At 67.0% G+C, this 20,329-nt stretch carries 11 protein-coding genes; 1 reads left to right on the forward strand and 10 read right to left on the reverse strand.

What is annotated here, in order from left to right; translation table 11 throughout:
- Positions 1-182: 182 nt before the first annotated feature.
- The 5 genes from RS901_RS31535 to RS901_RS31555 form a co-directional block, all read right to left on the reverse strand.
- A complete protein-coding gene (locus RS901_RS31535) occupies positions 183-1,370 on the reverse strand; it encodes an acyl-CoA dehydrogenase family protein (protein ID WP_316154506.1) in 1,188 nt (395 codons plus the stop codon).
- Between the two features lie 136 nt (positions 1,371-1,506).
- Positions 1,507-2,286 carry an enoyl-CoA hydratase/isomerase family protein gene (locus RS901_RS31540; protein WP_316154508.1) on the reverse strand — a complete coding sequence of 260 codons (780 nt, stop codon included), beginning with the start codon at positions 2,284-2,286 and terminating at the stop codon, positions 1,507-1,509.
- A 23-nt stretch (positions 2,287-2,309) separates the two neighbouring features.
- Positions 2,310-3,293 (reverse strand): tripartite tricarboxylate transporter substrate binding protein, encoded by a 984-nt coding sequence (locus RS901_RS31545; RefSeq protein ID WP_316154510.1) that lies wholly within the window; start codon positions 3,291-3,293, stop codon positions 2,310-2,312.
- A 34-nt stretch (positions 3,294-3,327) separates the two neighbouring features.
- On the reverse strand, positions 3,328-5,040 hold the full coding sequence (locus RS901_RS31550) for a long-chain fatty acid--CoA ligase (RefSeq protein WP_316154512.1): 1,713 nt from the start codon (positions 5,038-5,040) through the stop codon (positions 3,328-3,330).
- 34 nt (positions 5,041-5,074) lie between these two features.
- Positions 5,075-6,067 (reverse strand): tripartite tricarboxylate transporter substrate binding protein, encoded by a 993-nt coding sequence (locus RS901_RS31555; protein ID WP_316154514.1) that lies wholly within the window; start codon positions 6,065-6,067, stop codon positions 5,075-5,077.
- A 315-nt stretch (positions 6,068-6,382) separates the two neighbouring features.
- Between RS901_RS31555 and RS901_RS31560 the strand changes: the two genes are divergently transcribed.
- Positions 6,383-7,564 (forward strand): AraC family transcriptional regulator, encoded by a 1,182-nt coding sequence (locus RS901_RS31560; protein ID WP_316154516.1) that lies wholly within the window; start codon positions 6,383-6,385, stop codon positions 7,562-7,564.
- Between the two features lie 75 nt (positions 7,565-7,639).
- Here the strand turns inward: RS901_RS31560 and RS901_RS31565 are convergent, their stop codons facing one another.
- From RS901_RS31565 to RS901_RS31585, 5 genes are all read right to left on the reverse strand, one after another.
- Positions 7,640-8,992 carry a TolC family outer membrane protein gene (locus RS901_RS31565; protein ID WP_316154518.1) on the reverse strand — a complete coding sequence of 451 codons (1,353 nt, stop codon included), beginning with the start codon at positions 8,990-8,992 and terminating at the stop codon, positions 7,640-7,642.
- Positions 8,993-9,158: 166 nt separating this feature from the next.
- Entirely contained in the window at positions 9,159-16,160 is a 7,002-nt protein-coding gene (locus tag RS901_RS31570) for a VCBS domain-containing protein (protein WP_316154520.1), read from the reverse strand.
- 74 nt (positions 16,161-16,234) lie between these two features.
- Positions 16,235-17,623: an HlyD family type I secretion periplasmic adaptor subunit gene (locus RS901_RS31575; protein WP_316154522.1), complete on the reverse strand. Its 1,389-nt coding sequence runs from the start codon at positions 17,621-17,623 to the stop codon at positions 16,235-16,237.
- Entirely contained in the window at positions 17,607-19,802 is a 2,196-nt protein-coding gene (locus RS901_RS31580) for a type I secretion system permease/ATPase (protein ID WP_316154524.1), read from the reverse strand. The genes RS901_RS31575 and RS901_RS31580 overlap by 17 nt, the downstream gene beginning before the upstream one ends.
- Positions 19,803-20,108: 306 nt before the next feature.
- The gene (locus tag RS901_RS31585) at positions 20,109-20,315 is read right to left on the reverse strand and encodes a DUF6494 family protein (protein WP_010813946.1); all 207 of its coding nucleotides are present in this window, start codon (positions 20,313-20,315) and stop codon (positions 20,109-20,111) included.
- Positions 20,316-20,329: the final 14 nt, after the last annotated feature.

Genomic DNA, 20,329 nt, shown 5'->3' on the forward strand with positions numbered 1-20,329 from the left:
CCCCGCACGCGACGGGCCATTGACCATGCTTGTGAAACACCTTACACCTTTCCCGCCATCCGTGCACATCCGGTTTTGTAACCATACGCACGAAAGCCGGCACTGGTGCCGGCTTTCGCTTTTCCGCATTTTCTTACGCGTTTGCGCGCACTAGCACGCGCACACTGCTGATAGCAGACGCGTCAAAGCGTGCGCGCAACCAGCTCCTTCATGATCTCGTTGGAGCCGCCGTAGATCTTGCTCACGCGTGCGTTCGCATACATACGCGCGATCGGGTATTCAAGCATGTAGCCGTAGCCGCCGTGCAACTGCAGGCACTCGTCGATGACCTGGCAGTTCTGCTGCGTGCACCACCACTTGGCCATGGCGGCCGTGGCAGCATCGAGCTTTCCGTCCATCAGGCGCAGCATGCAATCGTCGACAAAGGTCGCGGCAATGGTGGCGACCGTCTTGCACTCCGCCAGCTTGAAGCGCGTGTTCTGCAGATCGGCCAGCGGCTGGCCGAACACCTTGCGCTGGCGCACGTATTCGGTGGTCAGCTCGATGGCGCGCTGCATGGTTGCCACGGCCCCGAGCGCAATGATCATGCGCTCTTGCGGCAGTTGCTGCATAAGCTGGTAGAAACCCTGCCCTTCCTGCGTGCCCAGCAGGTTGGCGCACGGCACCAGCACGTCGTCGAAAAAGAGCTCGGCGGTGTCCTGCCCTTTCTGCCCGATCTTTTCGAGAATGCGGCCACGACGGAAGCCCGGCAGGTCGCGCGTCTCCACCATGACCAGCGACACGCCGCGCGAACCGGCTTCCGGATCGGTCTTGGCCACCACGCAGACCAGGTCGGCGTGATAACCGTTCGTGATAAAGGTCTTTGCACCGTTTATGCGATAGCAATCCCCGTTTTCGGTCTGTTCGCGCACCGCGCGGGTGCGTATCGCTTTGAGGTCAGAACCGGCGCCAGGTTCCGACATGGCAATGGCCGCCACCATTTCGCCGCTGGCCATTTGCGGCAGCCATTTCTTCTTCTGCGCTTCCGTGCCGTAGTTGAGCAGGTAATGTGCCACGATGCCGCTGTGCACATTATTGCCAAGGCTGGCGCAGACGGCGCGCGACATTTCCTGGGTGATCACGGCCTCGTGGGCAAAGGTGCCGCCGCCGCCGCCGTATTCCTCGGGGATGCTGGCGCACAGCAGCCCGATCTGGCCGGCGCGGCGCCAGACCTCGCGGTCGATATAGCCCTGGTCGGCCCAGCGGGCCTCGTTGGGCGCCAGTTCGCGCTCGATGAAGCGGCGCACGGTTTCCTGGAACATTCCCAGGTCTTCGGTCATCCAGGGGGTCTGGCGTACGGCGGGCGCCGTGTGCTGGTCGTGGGATCCCATATGGTGTGCTGATATCAGGGTAAACGAGAAAACGGGCAGGCGACCGGTACTGTCCGGCCAGCACCCGCCTGTATACGTAAACTACGGCCTGGAGAGGCAGCCGGATGCTGCGGAGCAGCATGACCGGCGCTGCCGCTCAGTCCGGCCAGCGGTAGCGCAGCGGCTGCTTGGCCATGAAGCGGTCGGCAGCCTCGCGGCGATAGGCGGTGGAGAAGGCAATGCCCTGCCCGTCCGCTTCCATCGCCAGCATGGTGTGCAGGTCCTGGTTCAGCGAGGCGTTCAGCGCCTGCTTGGTCAGGCCCACCGCCACCGGCGAGGCCTCGGTGAAGGCCTGCGCCAGCGCCCGCGCGCGTTCCTGCAGGCTGTCCGCCGGCACGATTTCCATGACGATGCCAAGGTCTTGCGCGGCCTGGGCGTTCAGCTCGCGCATCGAGAACATCAGCGCCTTGGCCCGCTGCAGGCCGATCATCCGCGGCAGCGTGTAGAACACGCCACAGTCGGGGATCAGCCCCATGCGCAGGAACGGCAGCCCGAAGCGCGCGCGCGGCGTGGCCAGGATGATGTCGGCCGTCAGCGCCAGGCTGAAACCCGCGCCATAGGCCGCGCCGTCCACCGCGGCGATGACCAGCACGTCGAGCTGGATCAGGTCTTCCAGCCAGCCGTGGACCTTCTGCAGGCGCTTGCGGCCCTGCTCGGCATTGATCTCGACCTGCATCGAGCTGATGTCGCCGCCCGACGAGAAATCGGTGCCGGCTGCGGTCAGGATCAGCGCGCGCACGCTGTCGTCGGCGCGTACCCGGCGAATCACTTCGCCGATCTCGTCGCGCATCGGCAAGGACAGCGCGTTCTTGCGCGCCGGCGAGTCCAGCGTCAGCGTGGCGATGCCGTCCTCGACGGCAAAGCGGATGGTTTCCATCGGTGGGCTCCGTGAGGCGGGTTTCAGTCGAGCTGGATATTGGCGTCGCGCACAATCCTGGCCCACTTGGGGGTGTCGCCGGCGACCACGGCCGCCAGTTCCTGCGGCGTGGACCCGACCGGCTGCAGGCCCATGCCGGCCAGCTTTTGCGTCACTTCGGGCAGCCGCACGATGCGCGCGGTCTCTGCCGCCAGCTTCGCCGTCACGTCCTTGGGCGCGTTGGCAGGCAGGAACAGCGCGAACCAGCCGTTGGGCTCGAACCCCGGCAGGCCCAGTTCAGTGAACGTCGGCACATTGGGCAGCGCCTTGTAGCGCTGGGTACCGGTGATGCCGAGGATCTTGAACTTGTTGCTGCCCAGGTACGGGTTGGCCGAGGTCACGTCCACAAAGGCGCTGTCCACCTGGCCGCCGAGCAGGTCGCTCATCAGCGGCGCCGCGCCCTTGTAAGGGATATGCGCGATCTCGATGCCTGCCTGCTGCTTGAGCAACTCGCCGTGCAGGTGCGACGAGGTGCCGTTGCCGTAGGAGCCATAGCTGAGCTTGCCGGCCTTGGCCAGCGCCAGGAACTCGCGCATATTGTTGGCCGGCACGCGGTTGGGCACCACGAACAGGTCGGACGACTTGGCGATCAGCGAGACCGGCGTGAAGTCCCTGGCCACGTCGTACGGCGTGCGCTTGTACAGGGCCGGCGACTGGATCAGCGCGGTGATCGCCAGCAGGATGGTATAGCCGTCTGCCGGCGCCTTGGCGACGGTGTCGTTGCCCAGCATGCCGCTGGCGCCGGGCTTGTTTTCCACCACCACCGGCTGGCCCAGGCTTTCGGCCAGGCGCTGGCCGATCAGGCGGCCCACGGTGTCGGTGCCGCCGCCGGCCGGGTACGGCACGATCATGCGGATCGGCTTGCCGGGATACGGTTGCTGCGCGAAGGCGCTGCCCGCGCCGCCGAGGATGGCCGCGCCGGCCAGGGTGCCGGACTGTGCCAGCCAGTTGCGTCTGCTTTGCTGCATGCTGTCTCTCTCTTTGCTGAATTCGCCGGTGGCGTCAGGCGCTCGGGTTGTCCGCCTGCATCTCGCGCTCCTGCAGGGCGCGCCACAGGATCTTGCCGGTGGCCGACTTGGGCAGCGCATCGACCACGTCGACGATGCGCGGCACCTTGTACGCGGCCATATGCTCGCGGCACCAGGCCATGATGCGTTCGGGGTCGGCTTCGGCCGTGCCGCGTGCTTCCGGGCGCAGCGCCACCACGGCCTTGACGGTCTCGCCGCGGCGCTGGTCGCGGGCGGCGATCACGCAGGCTTCGTGGATGGCCGGGTGCCCGTACAGCAGGTTCTCCACCTCGGCCGGCCAGACCTTGTAGCCGGACGCGTTGATCATCCGCTTGAGGCGGTCGCGCATGAAGAAGTAGCCTTCCTCGTCCATGAAGCCGAGGTCGCCGGTGCGCAGGAAGCGCTTGCCGCCGATCTCGATGAAGGTGGCCGCGTTGGCTTCCGGGTTGTGCCAGTAGCCCTGCATCACCTGGCCGCCGTGGACTACGATCTCGCCGGTCTCGCCGTGGGGCAGTTCCTGCAGCGTCCCGGGATCGACCACGCGCGCGTCCACGCCGAAGGTGGCGATGCCCAGGCATTCGCGCTTGGGCTGGTTGCGCGGGTTCGACAGGATGAAGGCCGCGGTCTCGGTCATGCCGTAGGCCTCGACGTAGGGCAGGCCGAAGCGCTCCTGCAGCATATTGGCCACCGCTTCAGGCATGGCCGCGCCGCCGCCGCCCACGTAGGCCAGGCTCGACAGGTCGCGCGCATCGATGCCCGGCTGCGAGAAGAAGTCCACCATCATCGCCGGTGGCGCGCCCCAGACCGAGACGCGGTAGCGCTCGATCAGGTCCGCGGCCAGCGCGCGGTCCCAGCGCGGCATCAGCACCACGGTGGCGCCCAGGTAGAGCGGCGAGTTCATGCAGTTCTGCATGCCCAGCAGGTGGAACATCGGCGCCACGGCCAGCACCACGGATTCGGGCGTGGCGCCGCGCCAGATCACCGAACCGGCCGCCGCGGTCATCAGCGTGCCATGGGTATGCATGCAGCCCTTGGGGTGTCCAGTGGTGCCGGAGGTATAGGCCAGCATGCACAGCGTGTCGTAGCCGGCCTGGTGCGGCAGCGGCCGGTACCCGGCGGCGCTGGCCGCGTCCCAGGCCACCGGCTTCGCGCCGGAGGGCGCAGCCTGCGGCGCGGGCGGCGGTTCGCGCAGCCAGGCCGGCACCGCCAGGCCGCCGTCGTCGCGCAGCATGCCGGCATAGTCGTGCAGGATCACATGGCGCAGCGCCGGGCCGTGCAGCGGCGCCACGCGCTGGTACAGCTCGCTGCCGGCGAAGGCGGCAACCGCGCCGCTGTCCTGGACCACATGGGCAAGCTCGGCTTCCAGCCACATCGGGTTGGCCGGCACCACCACGCCTTCGGCGCGCAGGATCGCGTAGTACGCAATGATGAATTGCGGGCAGTTCTGGCTGAACAGCAGCACCCGGTCACCCGGCTGGATGCCGCAGGCCTGCTGCAGGTAGCCCGCCATCCGTTCGATCTCGTCCTGCAGCCGGGCGTAGGAGATCGCGGTGCCGAAATACTGGATTGCGGTCTTGTCCGGATAGCGGTGCGCCGCCGCCTCGACGTTGTAGAACAGGCTGGTGCGCGGCGTATGCAGCGCGGCCGGCAGGCCGGGCGGCCAGGCGGGGGAACGGAATGGCTGGTGGGTACTTGTAGCAGGCTTCATTTGCAGCAATCGATACGGGTCAGTCGGGAAGAACTCAGTCCAGGCGGATGTTGTTGGTGCGGATGACCTTGCCCCAGCGCGCGTAGTCAGCCTGGACGGTCTGCGCGAACGCATCCGGCGTGCTGCCGGTCAGGACGATGCCCATGTCGTTCATGCGCTTGCGAATGTCCGGCTGGGTCAGGATGCGATTGACGTCGGCCGAGTACTTGTCGACGATGGCCCGGGGCGTGGCGGCAGGCAGGAACAGACCGAACCATCCCAACCCATCCATGCCGGCAACGCCCGCTTCGCGGAAGGTCGGCACATCCGGCAACTGCGGCGAGCGGCCGCCGCCGGTCACGGCCAGCGCGCGCAGGCGGCCCGAGGCGTTGTGCGGCTTGGCGCCCATCACCGAGATGATGGCGGCCGGCACCTGCCCGCCCAGCAGGTCGTTCAGCTCCGGTGCCTCACCCTTGTATGACACATGGACCATGTCCAGCTTGGCCGACTCCTTGAAGATCTCGCCGTACAGATGGCCGCTTGAGCCGGTGCCGTAGGAGCCGTAGGAGAACTGCCTGGGCTTGGCGCGGACCAGCTCGATGAATTCCTTCAGGCTGGTGGCCGGCACCGAGTTGTGCACGGCAAAGACCAGGTTGGTGGTGCCCAGCTCCGACACCGCGGCAAAGTCCTTGACCGGGTCCACCGGCGGCTTCGCATACAGGCTGGGCGCCTGCACGAGGGTGGTGATCGTCAGCAATGCGGTATGGCCGTCAGGCTCGGCGCGGGCCACGGCCTCGGAGCCGATCATGCTGCTCGCGCCGGGGCGGTTCTCCACCACCACCGGGCGCGACCAGGCCTTGCCAAGCCCGTCGGCAATGGCACGCGCCAGCACGTCGGTGGCGCCGCCGGCCGGGTATGGCACGACCAGCCGGACCGTCTTCGACGGGAATTGCCCCTGGGCGAAGGCGGCACCCCCACCCAGCACCCCGGCCACGGCCAGCAACCCGGCCCCAAAGCGCCACAACGCACTACGACGATCTGCCTGCATTGTTGTCTCCATTGTTTTCCTGAGGCGGGAACGGGTCTTTGCCCCGTTTCTGGTCCCGTCCGGGCCGGTGCGCCGGCCTTGTATCGGTATTAGCCGCAGAGTGCGCGATGCTGCGGTGCGTGGACAATGACCAGACAGGCCAAAATGATTGGCCGAATCGCTCAGATGGAAGGCAGCCTTTGGCAAATCCCGATTGTGCGGTGCGGTCGCGGCTTGCTAAGGTGGCGGGACGATGTGGCGAAACGTCCGGGAACGCCCGCGGAACCAGCCGTTCCGTGGTGCCGGCGCCGACGCGTCACCGTGATGAGGAGACCCATGCATACCGCTGTCCTGTCATCGCTGCGCCCGCCCGTGCCAGGCAAGCTGCACCTCGCCGGCAGCGCACTGCCGCCGGCGCTCGGGCACGGCCATGCCCCAGGCTGTGCCGAGGCCCCGGCCACCCCGGCGCAAGCCGCGCCACAGGCCTCGGCGCGCCACACCATTGCGATCCAGCATGTGGATCACATCCTGCTGGGCCCGCGCCGGCTGGGCCACGACATTGCCGCGCTGCTGCGCCGGGCCGGAATTTCACCGGCGCTGCTGGCCTCGCCCAATGCGCGCGTCACCCAGGGCCAGTACGCGGCGCTGATCCGCACGCTGCGCCGCGTCATGCGCGATGAACTGTGGGGGCTGCTGGACCGGCCCGTGACCCCGGGCGTGTTTGCGCAGGCGTGCCGCAACCTGATCCATTGCGCCACGCTGGAAGACGCCATCCGCGCCGGCCTGCGCCTGTACCGGCTGCATATCGACGCCTTCGCGCCACGCCTGCATCTCAGCGCCGACGGCAAGACCGCCTCCGTGGTGCTGCATCCACGCGCGCCGGACTCGGCCTGCCGCAGCTTTGCCGAATCGACTTTCGTGTTCCATGCCTACGCGCTGCTCAGCTGGCTGGTCGCCGGCCATATCCCGCTGGCGCGGGTCGACCTGAGCGCCGCGCCGTCACAGGGGGGCCCGGAGACCGAGCGCGTCTTCAAGACCGCCGTGCATTACGGCCAGCCTGTCTCCGTGCTGCATTTCGATGCCGCCAGCCTGCGCCTGCCGGTGATGCAGGACGCCGCCAGCCTGCGCGAATTCCTGCGCGAGACGCCGCGCAACCTGCTGATCCGCTACCGCGACAACAGCTGCCTGGCCGAGCGTATCCGGCAGCACTTGCGCTCCCACCTGGATCACGAACTGCCGTCGCTGGAGCAGATGGCGCAGATGCTGCGGCTCACGCCCCAGACCCTGCGCCGCCGGCTGCGCGACGAGGGCAGCGGCTACCAGAGCATCAAGGACAGCCTGCGCCGCGACGTGGCCATCGGCATGATGGAACGCCCCGGCATGACGCTGCAGGACGTGGCGCTGCGGCTTGGCTTCTCCGAGCCGAGCACGTTCCACCGGGCCTTCAAGAAATGGACGGGCGTGGCGCCGGGAGAGTATCGGATGCGGGGATTGCGGGGAGAGGCTGTGCCGGGCTGATGCGGACCGGGTCAGGATCTCCGGTGGCCGGCGGCTGAAGCATGGCTGCCGGACTGCCCGGCACCGTCCCTCCCCCTACCTCTGTCCCACCGGCGGCGCTGCCCGCTGCCCCACCTGCACCATCCCCGTCTGGGGCGGGGGCACCTGCAGGGTCGCCAATAGCAAGCCCATGCCGGCAAGGATGCGGTACTGGCTGGCCAGCTCGTTGTACTGGCCGGTCACATAGGCCGTGCGGGCGCTGAAGTACTCGTTCTCGGCATTCAGCAGGTCAAGCAGGCTGCGCTGCCCGATCCGGAATTGCTTGCCGTAGCTGACGCGCGTGGCATCGCTGGCCTCCACGTATTGCTTGAGGCTCACCAGCCGGTCCTGCGCCGTCAGGTGGGCGTTATAGGCCTGCGATACGGCCTCCTGCACCTGCCTGCGCAGCCGGTCCAGATTCTGCTCCGCTTCCTGGACCTGGTAGCCGGCCTCGTTGATGCGCGCCTTGTCGGCGTTGCCGCGAAACAAGTTGTAGCGCACGCGCAGCATCACGCTGCGCTCGTCGGTGGTGCCAAGCACGCGGTCGCGGTCGCGCGCCACGCCGACCTCGAGATCCAGCCTTGGCCACAACGCGGCCTTGGCCAGCGAACGCCCGGCCTGGGCTTCGGCGATATCGGCCTGCCCGGCACCCAGCGCGGGGTGATTGGCATTTGCCACCTGCTGTGCCTCCCGTTCGGTGGCAGGCAGGAGCGTCGACAGCGAGTCCGGCCTGGACAAGGCCTCCGGCGGCGCGCCGACCACGCGCAAGTAGGCTGTCATGGCGTCCTGCAGGCTGCCCTGCTCGGCGCGCAGGCTGGCCTTGGCCAGCGCCAGGCGGCTTTCGACCTGGTAGAGATCGGCGCGGCGCAGCACCCCGTTGTCGGCGCCAAGCCGGATCTGGTCATAGATGTGCTGGTGCGCCTCCAGATTGGCCAGGCCGATGACCACGGTTTCCTGGCGCCGCAGGACCTCCACATAGACGCCGACCGTGCGCAGCGCGATGTCTTCGGCAGTCGCGCCGACCCGATAGGCCGCGCCGTCGATCCGTGCGCCCTGGCGCTCCACATCGCTGCTGGTGGCAAAGCCATCGAACAGCATCTGCGAGATCGTCACGCCGGCCGCGTGGCTGGCATAGGAAGAGTCGGACAGGCCCATCAGCCGGGTGCTGTGGCTGTCCAGGCGTACGCGACCGGTGGCGGCATTGACATCGACCCGCGGCAGGTAACCGGCGCGCGCCTGCGTCAGCCCCTCGTCCGCGGCCAGCCGGCGGCTGCCCGCCGCCAGCACTTCGGGATTGGTATGCACGGCTTGCTCGACTGCCTGGCGCAGCGCCTGGGCTGCCGCGTGATGCGGCACCACCATGGCTGCCCATAGCAGTACATGTGCCAGCCGGCACCATGTCGTTGTCATGCTTCCCCCACTCGGGCGCACCCGCTGCCGCATATCGCGCCGGCCGGCGCCTGCGCGATACGGGAAGCGGTGCGCTACCCGCTTATTATGGTTTTCAGCTGCGCCGGAGTCCGGCTTTACTGCCGCCCTGCATTTCCCTTTCTGAATCCGCCACCAATCGCACGCCTCAGGCAGTGTGGATATTGCCGTTGCTCAACAGCGTGTTGAGATCGAGCCCGACCACGCCCTGCAGCACGGCCACGTCCTGGAATGCAGCCGCCGCGCCACTGCCATCCCGATCCAGGCTGACGACGGTGTTGCCATCGACTTCCGACAGGCGAATGAACTGCCCGGCATTGGCAGAGGTGACGTTGACGCCGGAGAGCAGGTCGGACAAATCCAGCACATCGCCGCCCGCGGCCGCGGGCGCCCGGTCAAAATCGGTGACCTTGTCCACCGAGGCCGGGTCGGCCCGGAGGAAGGCGAAAGTATCACTGCCCGCACCGCCGGTGAGGGTGTCGACACCGGCACCGCCAATCAGGGTGTCGTTGCCGCTGCCACCAGTCAGGTTGTCATCGCCGGCGCCGCCACGCAGCACGTCGTTGCCACTCGAGCCAATGAGGTTGTCGTTGAAAGCCGAACCGATCACGCCTTCCATGTTCTTGTAGCTGTCGGTGCCAAGGCCGACCGCACCCAGGTTCAGCGCGGTGGCACTGCTGCTCTGCGTCAAAGTGAGCGAGATCGCGCCGGTGGCATCGGAGAAGTCCAGCAGGTCGATGCCTGCACCGCCGTCGATGGTGTCATTGCCCGCACCGCCACGCACGACGTCGCCGGCCGAGCTGCCGGTCAGCGTGTCGTTGAAGCGCGAGCCGATCACGCCTTCCATATTGCTGTAGGTATCCCGGTCCAGGCCGACGCTGGTCAGGTTGACGAGGGTGCCGCTGCTGCTCTGGGTCAGGGTAAAGGTGACAGCGCTGCTCGCATCCGAGAAGTCCAGCATGTCGATGCCGGCGCCGCCGTCGAGCGTGTCGTCGCCCGCCCCGCCGCGCAGCACGTCGTCGCCGGTCCCGCCCTTGAGCGTGTCGGCGGCGTTGCCGCCAATAAAGACGTCGCGGGTGGCGCCGCCCGTGAGCGCATCGGAGTTGCTGCCGCCATCCAGGTAGGAAGCCTGGTAGTTCAGGCCCGCCAGCGACACGTCGGCCGACCCGTTGGTCGATGAGACATTGACCGTGACGGTAGCCGTACTGGTGCCTCCCGCACCATCGGAAATGGTGTAGCTGAAGCTGCCCGACGTCCCGTTGTCGGTGTTGAACATGACGTAGCTGTTATTGGTCCCCGGCGCGAACGCCAGGTTGCTGACCGCGCCCGTGGCAGACCCCAGCGCAATCACCGACAAGGCCATGCCATCGACATCGCCGTCATTGCCAAGCAGTGCGCTGACAGGGATCAGGATGCCGCTGGTATTGTTCGAGGCGTAGACCACGTCTGCTGCCGCCACTGGTGCGTCATTGACCGGATTGATTGCAATCGCGACCGAGTCGCTATCGACCGAGGCGCCATCGCTGGTCTGCATCTGCAGCGTGGCTGCGCCCGCATAGTCCTTGTCACCGACGAAACGCAGGCCGTTCAACGCGGCATTGATCGCCGCGTCACTGCCCGTGAACGTCATGGTGCTGTCCGCGGCGCCGTCGCCCGCCAGGAACTGCAACCCCGCGAAACCGTTCAGGCTGATCGTGCCGGAGGTCGCACTGAGCGTCACGGTATGGCTGCCGTTGTCCACGTCAGAGATGCTGAGGGCGTTGCCATTGGTGGTGCTGAACACCAGCGGCGTGTCTTCGTTGACTACCTGTGCCGTGGGCATGGCGTTCACTGCTGCATCGTTGGCGCCGGTGATGTTGACTGTGATTGCCTGGGTGGCGGTGAGATCGGCCGATTGCACGGACAGCGAGTCGGTCACATGCTGGCCTGCGGCGAGAAACTGCGCCTTGCTGTTGTCGAGCGTGTAGGTCCAGGCGCCGGTGTTGGTGTCGAAGGTGAAGTTTCCATACTGCCCGGCCAGGTTGGCCGGCGTGACGGCAGCAAAGTGCGCTTCGCCGCTGTCGACATCGCTGACCGTCAGCTTGCCACTGGCAGATGCGTCGCCGGGGTCGGTGTTGCCTGCACCGCCGGCCTCGGTCACCGCCTTGTCCTCGCTGGCCGAGGCCGTGATGGTGGCGTGGTCGTTGGCACCGGTGATGTCGACCTTGATGGTCTGCTGCGCGCTCTGGTCGGCCGAGGACACCGTCAGCGAATCGCTGACCTGCTGGCCCGCGATCAGGGCATCGGCCTTGGTGTTGTCGAGCGCATAGCTCCAGGCGCCGGTGTTGGTGTCAAAGCTGAACGTGCCGTACTGTCCTGCCAGGCTCTCCGGCGCCACTGCGGCGAAGTGCGCTTCGCCGCTGTCGACATCGCTGACCGTCAGCTTGCCGCTGGCAGAGGCGTCGCCCGTTTCAGCATTGCCTGCACCGCCGGCTTCGGTCACCGCCTTGTCCTCGTTGGCCGAGGCCGTGATGGTGGCGTGGTCGTTGGCACCGGTGATGTCGACCTTGATGGTCTGCTGCGCGCTCTGGTCGGCCGAGGACACCGTCAGCGAATCACTGACCTGCTGGCCCGCGATCAGGGCATCGGCCTTGGTGTTGTCGAGCGTGTAGGTCCAGGCGCCGGTATTGCTGTTGAAGCTGAAGGTGCCGTACTGTCCTGCCAGGCTCTCCGGCGCCACCTCGGCGAAGTGCGCTTCACCGGTATCGACGTCAGTAACCGTCAGCTTGCCGCTGGCAGATGCGTCACCCGTTTCGGCATTGCCTGCGCCGCCGGCTTCGGTCACCGCCTTGTCCTCGGTGGCCGAGGCCGTGATGGTGGCGTGGTCGTTGGCACCGGTGATATTGACCTTGATGGTCTGCTGCGCGCTCTGGTCGGCGGACGACACCGTCAGCGAATCGCTGACCTGCTGGCCCGCGATCAGGGCATCGGCCTTGGTGTTGTCGAGCGTGTAGCTCCAGGCGCCGGTGTTGCTGTCGAAGCTGAACGTGCCGTACTGTCCGGCCAGGCTCTCCGGCGCCACCGCGGCGAAGTGCGCTTCACCGGTATCGACGTCAGTAACCGTCAGCTTGCCGCTGGCAGATGCGTCACCAATTTCGGCATTGCCTGCACCGCCGGCTTCGGTCACCGCCTTGTCCTCGCTGGCCGAGGCCGTGATGGTGGCGTGATCGTTGGCACCGGTGATGTCGACCTTGATGGTCTGCTGCGCGGTCTGGTCGGCCGAGGACACCGTCAGCGAATCACTGACCTGCTGGCCCGCGATCAGGGCATCGGCCTTGGTGTTGTCGAGCGTGTAGGTCCAGGCGCCGGTATTGCTGTTGAAGCTGAAGGTGCCGTACTGTCCTGCCAGGCTCTCCGGCGCCACCTCGGCGAAGTGCGCTTCACCGGTATCGACGTCAGTAACCGTCAGCTTGCCGCTGGCAGATGCGTCACCCGTTTCGGCATTGCCTGCGCCGCCGGCTTCGGTCACCGCCTTGTCTTCGTTGGCCGAGGCCGTGATGGTGGCGTGATCGTTGGCACCGGTGATGTTGACCTTGATGGTCTGCTGCGCGCTCTGGTCGGCGGACGACACCGTCAGCGAATCGCTGACCTGCTGGCCCGCGATCAGGGCATCGGCCTTGGTGTTGTCGAGCGTGTAGCTCCAGGCGCCGGTGTTGCTGTCGAAGCTGAACGTGCCGTACTGTCCGGCCAGGCTCTCCGGCGCCACCGCGGCGAAGTGCGCTTCACCGGTATCGACGTCAGTAACCGTCAGCTTGCCGCTGGCAGATGCGTCACCAATTTCGGCATTGCCTGCACCGCCGGCTTCGGTCACCGCCTTGTCCTCGCTGGCCGAGGCCGTGATGGTGGCGTGATCGTTGGCACCGGTGATGTTGACCTTGATGGTCTGCTGCGCGGTCTGGTCGGCCGAGGACACCGTCAGCGAATCACTGACCTGCTGGCCCGCGATCAGGGCATCGGCCTTGGTGTTGTCGAGCGTATAGGTCCAGGCGCCGGTGCCGCTGTCGAAGCTGAAGGTGCCGTACTGTCCGGCCAGACTCTCCGGCGCCACTGCGGCGAAGTGCGCTTCACCGGTATCGACATCGGTGACCGTCAGCTTGCCGCTGGCGGATGCATCGCCGGGGTCGGCATTGCCTGCACCGCCGGCTTCGGTCACCGCCTTGTCTTCACTGGCCGAGGCCGTGATGGTGGCGTGGTCGTTGGCGCCGGTGATGTCGACCTTGATGGTCTGCTGCGCGCTCTGGTCGGCCGAGGACACCGTCAGCGAATCGCTGACCTGCTGGCCCGCGATCAGCGCATCGGCCTTGGTGTTGTCGAGCGTGTAGGTCCAGGCGCCGGTGTTGCTGTCGAAGGCGAAGGTGCCGTACTGTCCCGCCAGGCTCTCCGGCGCCACCGCGGCGAAGTGCGCTTCACCGGTATCGACATCGCTGACCGTCAGCTTGCCGCTAGCAGAGGCGTCGCCAATTTCGGCATTGCCTGCACCGCCGGCTTCGGTCACCGCCTTGTCTTCACTGGCCGAGGCCGTGATGGTGGCGTGGTCGTTGGCGCCGGTGATGTCGACCTTGATGGTCTGCTGCGCGCTCTGGTCGGCCGAGGACACCGTCAGCGAATCACTGACCTGCTGGCCCGCGATCAGGGCATCGGCCTTGGTGTTGTCGAGCGTGTAGCTCCAGGCCCCGGTATTGCTGTCGAAACTGAAGGTGCCGTACTGTCCTGCCAGGCTCTCCGGCGCCACCTCGGCGAAGTGCGCTTCACCGGTATCGACGTCAGTAACCGTCAGCTTGCCGCTGGCAGATGCGTCACCCGTTTCGGCATTGCCTGCGCCGCCGGCTTCGGTCACCGCCTTGTCCTCGCTGGCCGAGGCCGTGATGGTGGCGTGGTCGTTGGCACCGGTGACATTGACCTTGATGGTCTGCTGCGCGGTCTGGTCGGCGGACGACACCGTCAACGAATCACTGGCCTGCTGGCCCGCGATCAGGGCATCGGCCTTGGTGTTGTCCAGCGTATAGCTCCAGGCGCCGCTGTTGCTGTCGAAGCTGAAGGTGCCGTACTGCCCCGCCAGGCTCTCCGGCGCCACCGCGGCAAAGTGCGCTTCCCCGGTATCGACATCGGTGACCGTCAACTTGCCGCTGGCAGAGGCGTCGCCAGTTTCAGCATTGCCTGCGCCGCCGGCTTCGGTCACCGCCTTGTCGTCGCTGGCCGAGGCCGTGATGGTGGCGTGATCGTTGGCACCGGTGATGTTGACCTTGATGGTCTGCTGCGCGCTCTGGTCGGCGGACGACACCGTCAGCGAATCGCTGACCTGCTGGCCCGCGATCAGGGCATCGGCCTTGGTGTTGTCGAGCGTGTAGCTCCAGGCGCCGGTGTTGCTGTCGAAGCTGAACGTGCCGTACTGTCCGGCCAGGCTCTCCGGCGCCACCGCGGCGAAGTGCGCTTCACCGGTATCGACATCGGTAACCGTCAGCTTGCCGCTGGCAGATGCGTCGCCCGTTTCGGCATTGCCTGCGCCGCCGGCTTCGATCACCGCCTTGTCCTCGCTGGCCGAGGACGTGATGGTGGCGTGGTCGTTGGCACCAGTGATGTCGACCTTGATGGTCTGCTGCGCGCTCTGGTCGGCGGACGACACCGTCAGCGAATCGCTGACCTGCTGGCCCGCGATCAGCGCATCGGCCTTGGTGTTGTCGAGCGTGTAGGTCCAGGCGCCGGTGTTGCTGTCGAAGGCGAAGGTGCCGTACTGTCCCGCCAGGCTCTCCGGCGCCACCGCGGCGAAGTGCGCTTCACCGGTATCGACATCGCTGACCGTCAGCTTGCCGCTGGCAGATGCGTCACCAATTTCGGCATTGCCTGCGCCGCCGGCTTCGGTCACCGCCTTGTCCTCGCTGGCCGAGGCCGTGATGGTGGCTCCATCGTTGGCACCGGTAATCCGGATGCTCAGCGATGATGCCGCGCCGGCCTGCCCGTCGGACACCTCATAGTTGAACGTGTCCTGGACTAGCTGGCCCTGCCGCAATGCCTGCACCTGGCCATTGCCGTTGTCCAGCGCATAGCTGTAGCTGCCGTCGGCGTGGAGCGTCAGCGTGCCGTACTGGCCGGCATAGGTGCCGGGGTTGGCCACGGCCAGCACGTTGCCCGCATCGACGTCGCTGTCGTTCGACAGCACATTGCCGGTGATCGGGTTCGGAGAGTTGTTCTCGCCAATCGCGTGGGTATCGGCCATTGCCGTTGGCGCATGGTTGTCGTAGCCAGCGAAGTCCGACTTGGTCAGTTCGTGCAGGCCGTTGAGCTTGATGACCATTTCCGCCGTGGCGGAATTGCCGTCGACATCAACGTAGACATAGGTATTGCCCCCCGATTGCTGGAACCAGGCTCCGTGGGCCGTGGGCTGGCGGCCACCCCATTCAAAACCAGTGTCGCCCAGCACGGGCCGCAAGTCGAGGTCGTCCACGCCGCGCTGGAAGTCGGTGATCACATCCATGCCGGCCGCGGTGGAGTCGGAGACAGCGTTATAGACAAAGACGTCAGCGCCGCTGCCGCCGCTCAGGGTGTCGCCGCCTGCCCCGCCGGCGATCTTGTCGTTGCCGCCTTCACCGTAGATGGTGTCCTTGCCGTTGCCACCGGCGATGATGTCGTCGCCGCCCAGGGCGGCATTGTTGCCGTTGTCCCCGTAGATCAGGTCGTCGCCATTGCCACCATAGATGCGGTCGTTACCCGGCCGGGCCGACTCATGGCCGGCACCGAGCAGGTAGTCGGCGTAGCTGTCGTAGCCGTCGCCGTACAGCGTATCGCCGCCATTGTCGCCGGTGTAGAGGGCCGAGGCCCCGTCCAGGCTGCCGATCACGTCATCGCCGCTGCCGCCATAAACCGCGTCGGTGCCATTGCCGCCAGACAGCTTGTCGTTGCCGAGCCCGCCGAAGACCCGGTCCTTGCCGTTGGCGCCCAGCAGGGTGTCGTCGCCGCTGCCGCCTTCGACGATATCGTCGCCATTGCCGGCATCGACATAGTCGTTGCCATCGCCGGCACTGACGTAGTCATTGCCATTGCCGCTCAGGATGGTGTCGGCGGACGTGGTGCCGCTGATGCTGTCGCTGCCGTTGCTACCTGTCAGGGTTGCCATGATCACTCTCCGTCCTGAATGCCAGCCTGCTGGCCATGTCTTGCTTGTTATCGTCGTGGGCAAACCGCCCGCTCTTATCGTTCCCGGAACGCCAGTTCCCTGGTCTTGATGATGGGCTTGAGCAGGTAATGGAGCACCGTCTTCTGCCCGGTCAGCACATCGACCGTGGCCACCATGCCGGGCAGGATGGGTACCTGCACGGCACTGCCGCCAGGCCGGTTGTCGCGGGTGCGCACTCGCACCAGGTAGTAGCTTTCGGGGCGCTCGCCCGGGCGCTCCGGCGTCAGCGTATCGGCGCTGATATGTTCCACGGTGCCGGGAAAGCCGCCATAGACCGAAAAGTCGTAGGCCGACAGCTTGACCACCGCCGGCTGGCCGGGCCGCAGGAAGGCAATGTCGGCAGGCCGCACGCGCGCCTCAACCAGCAGCGTGTCTTCCAGCGGGACGATCTCCAGCAGGTCCATGCCGGGCTGCACCACGCCGCCCACGGTATTGATCTTGATCTGCTTGATGACGCCCGCAAGCGGGGCGCGTACCAGGGTACGGTCGACGCGGTCCTGCAGCGCCGTGTTGGTGGCGCTCTGCGCGGCCTGTTCGGCCTTGGCCTGGTTGAGCTCTTTCATGGCCTCGGCGCGATAATGCGTGCCCAGTTCGTCGGCTTTCTGCTGGCTCTCGCGGTAGGCGGCCTCCAGGCGCGGCATGGCAAGCCGCGCGGCCTCGAGCTCGCCTTTCAGGTCATTGGCCTGGCGCTCCAGCCGCAGCAGGTCGACCTCGGACACCACGCCCTGCGCCATCATCGGGCGCATCATGGCCAGCTCCTGTGCCACCAGCCGATGGCTCTGCCGCAGTTGCTGCTCGCGCGAGCGCTTCTCGGTCAGCTCCTGCCGCCGTTGCTCGGACTGCTGGCGCAGCACGGCGAGATTGGCATCGAACGCGCGCTTGCGCGACTCGAACAGCGCGCGCTCCTCGGACACGAAGCGGCGGCCCTCGGCATCGGCCGGCGCGCTCGCCACGAACGCCGTGCCGTCGGCCTCGGCGCTCAGGCGCGCAATGCGTGCCACCAGCGCATCGTCCCTGGTGCGGCCTTCCTGGTATGAAGCCGTGAAGCGGGTATCGTCGATGCGCATCAGCGGCTGGTCCTTGTTCACCACCTGCCCCGGTCGCACCATGATCTCGGCGATGATCCCGCCTTCGAGGTTCTGCACCACCTGCACCTGGCTCGACGGGATCACCTTGCCCTCGCCCACGGCCACCTCGTCCACCCGCGCCAGCGCGGCCCAGGCCAGCGCCACCAGCACGAAGACCAGGGCGGACCAGAGGATCCAGTGCGTGAAATAGCGCGGTTGCGCCATCGCGGCCGCATCGCGCTCGCACATGAAGGCGGTGTCGTCGGCACGCGGCCTCAGCGCCGCGATCAGGCGCCGCACTGGCCCCATGCGTTGCGGATCAGGCTGAAGCGACATGGAGCTTCCTCCCCGCGAGCGCGTTCAGGACTTCGGCCTTGGGGCCATCGGCGACGATGCGGCCCTGGTCCATTACGATCAGGCGATCGACCAGGCTGAGCAGCGAGCCGCGATGCGTGACCAGGATCAGCGTGCGCCCGCCCAACGCCGAGGCCAGGCGCGCCTTGAACTGGTCCTCGGTGCGGTTGTCCATGGCGCTGCTGGGTTCGTCGAGCAGCAGCAGCGGCGGCTGCATCAACTCGGCACGGGCAATGGCAATGGCCTGGCGCTGGCCGCCAGACAGGCCTTCGCCGCGCTCTCCCAGGCGCAGGTCATAGCCGTCAGGCAGGCGATCGACAAAATCGCTCACGCCGCCCAGGCGCGCCGCGCGCAGCACGGCCTCGTCGTCGGCGTACGGGGCGCCCATCACGATGTTGTCGCGCAGCGTCCCGCTGAACAGCATCACGTCCTGCGGCACATAGCCGATGTCGCGCCGCAACGCGGCCGGATCCAGCTGGCGCACCTCCGCGCCGTCGACCAGCACGGTGCCGGCATCCGGTGTGTACAGGCCGAGGATCAGCTTCTCGATGGTGGTCTTGCCTGAGCCGATGCGGCCGATCAGGCCAACCCGCTCGCCGCTGGCAATGCGGAACGAGACCCCATCCAGTGCCGCGATGTCGCGGCCCGGATAGCGAAAGCTGACCTGCCGGAACTCGATTTCGCCGCGCAGTGGCGGGCGGTGCAGGAAATGCTTGCCGGGCGGGCGCTCGACGGGCAGCGCCATCATGCGATCAATGCCGGCCAGCGCAGTGCGCGCCTGGTGATAGCGGGTGGTCAGCCCGGCCACTTGCGAGAGCGGCGCCAGCGCGCGGCCGGCAAGGATGGTGCAGGCAATCAGGCCGCCCGTGGTCAGCCGGTCGTCGGCGATCAGGTAGACGCCGATCACCACCACCACCAGCGTGGCAGCCTGCTGGGCGAACAGCGAAAGGTTGATCACGCAGGCGGAGAGCAGCCGCGCCCGCAGCCCCAGTTGCGCCATCTGCCCGACCACCTGCTCCCATTTGCGCTGGGCGGCACCTTCGGCACCGCTGGTCTTGATGGTCTCCAGCCCCACCAGGGTTTCGACCAGTGCGGCCTGGCGCTGGGCCGCGCAGGCGCTGCAGGCGTGTACCGCGCGCGACAGCGGCCCCTGCAGCAGCAGGCTGGTGCCGATCACCAGCGGCACCGCCAGCAGCGGCACCCAGGCCAGCGGGCCACCGACCCAGAACATGGCAGCAATGAAGACCGCCGCGAACGGAAGGTCGACCAGGGTCGTGATGGTGGCCGAGGTCAGGAACTCGCGCACCGACTCGAATTCATGCAGCTGGCTGCTCAGGCTGCCCACCGACGCCGGCCGCGCCTTCATCTCAATGCCCAGCACCTTTTCGAACACCGTCGCGGAGACCGTGACATCGATGCGCCGGCCCGCCACGTCGACAAAATAGCCGCGCAGCGTGCGCATCACCAGCTCGAAGCCAAGCACCAGGCCTACACCGATGGCCAACGCCCACAGCGTTTCCAGCGCATGATTCGGCACCACGCGGTCATAGACGTTCATGGTGAACAACGGCATGACCAGCGCGAACAGGCTGAGCAGCAGCGAGGCAACCAGCACCTCGCCATAGAGCGGCCACGACTGGCGCATCACGCCCCAGAACCATCCGTGCGGCGACGTCGGCCCGGCATCGCCCGCCGCCTCGAAGCGGTGCGCGGGCCGGGCGAAGATGGCATGGCCGGTGTACCGGGCCAGCAGGTCTTCGCGGCAGACCGGCTGCTCGCCGTCGCCCCAACCCGGCTGCGAGACCAGCAGCATGCCCTCGTCGTCACGGCGCAGCAATACGCAGGCCTCGCCCTGGTCGAGCAGCAGGATGGCGGGCAGCACCAGGTCCGGGATGTCGTCCAGCGGGCGCTTGACCAGCCGGGCCGACATGCCCGCGCGTGCGGCCGCGCGTGGAAACAAGACAGGGGTCAGGCGATCCGCCTCCAGCGGCAAGCCCGCAATCAGGGCTTCGGCCGCCACAGGCCGCTGGAAGCGCCGGGCCAGCCAGAGCAGGCACGCCAGCAGCGGATCATCGGGGCGCGCGTGCCGACCTGCCGTATCCGGCAGGCTCCAGCCGGCGTCCTCGATGTTCCTTGCGGGCGTAGTGGCGGCGGCGTGCATGGCAACGGCCCCCGCGCTTCAGAGCGGCCCGTGGCGCGCGCGGTGACGTGCAACCCGCGCTTGCGCACGTCGCGTTGCACGGCCTGCGCATACCCCGCCCCCCGCGCAATGCATGCGCTCGTTGCATCCAGCCATGGTATCCCCCCGGTCCCATTGGTTCGACGTTTCCGGGAAGGATATGTGAGAGGGGCCTGCGCGCCCATCGTGCAGAAGGCTCAACTTGCGCAACAAAAGGACCGGACAGGCTCATCCTTTTGGCGTTTCACGCAAGAAACAGAACCAAGGCGAGCGCCGCCATGACCAGCCTTACTCAAGCTGGATTTCACCCTCGAAGCGCGCCTGGAGCTTGACGCCCGCCAGTTCCAGGGTCACCGACACCGGCAAGTGCTCGTTGCCGGCGATGGTACCGTCGGCCATTGCCCTGGCTATCGCCTGTTCGATCTCGCGCTGGGAGCTGACGCCGACCACCTTCAGGAACTTGCGGATGCTGAGGTTGAAGGTCTCTTCGTTCATGGCTGTCTCCTGTG

Origin of the sequence: Cupriavidus sp. BIC8F (assembly GCF_032465815.1) — a bacterium.
Lineage (GTDB): Bacteria > Pseudomonadota > Gammaproteobacteria > Burkholderiales > Burkholderiaceae > Cupriavidus > Cupriavidus necator.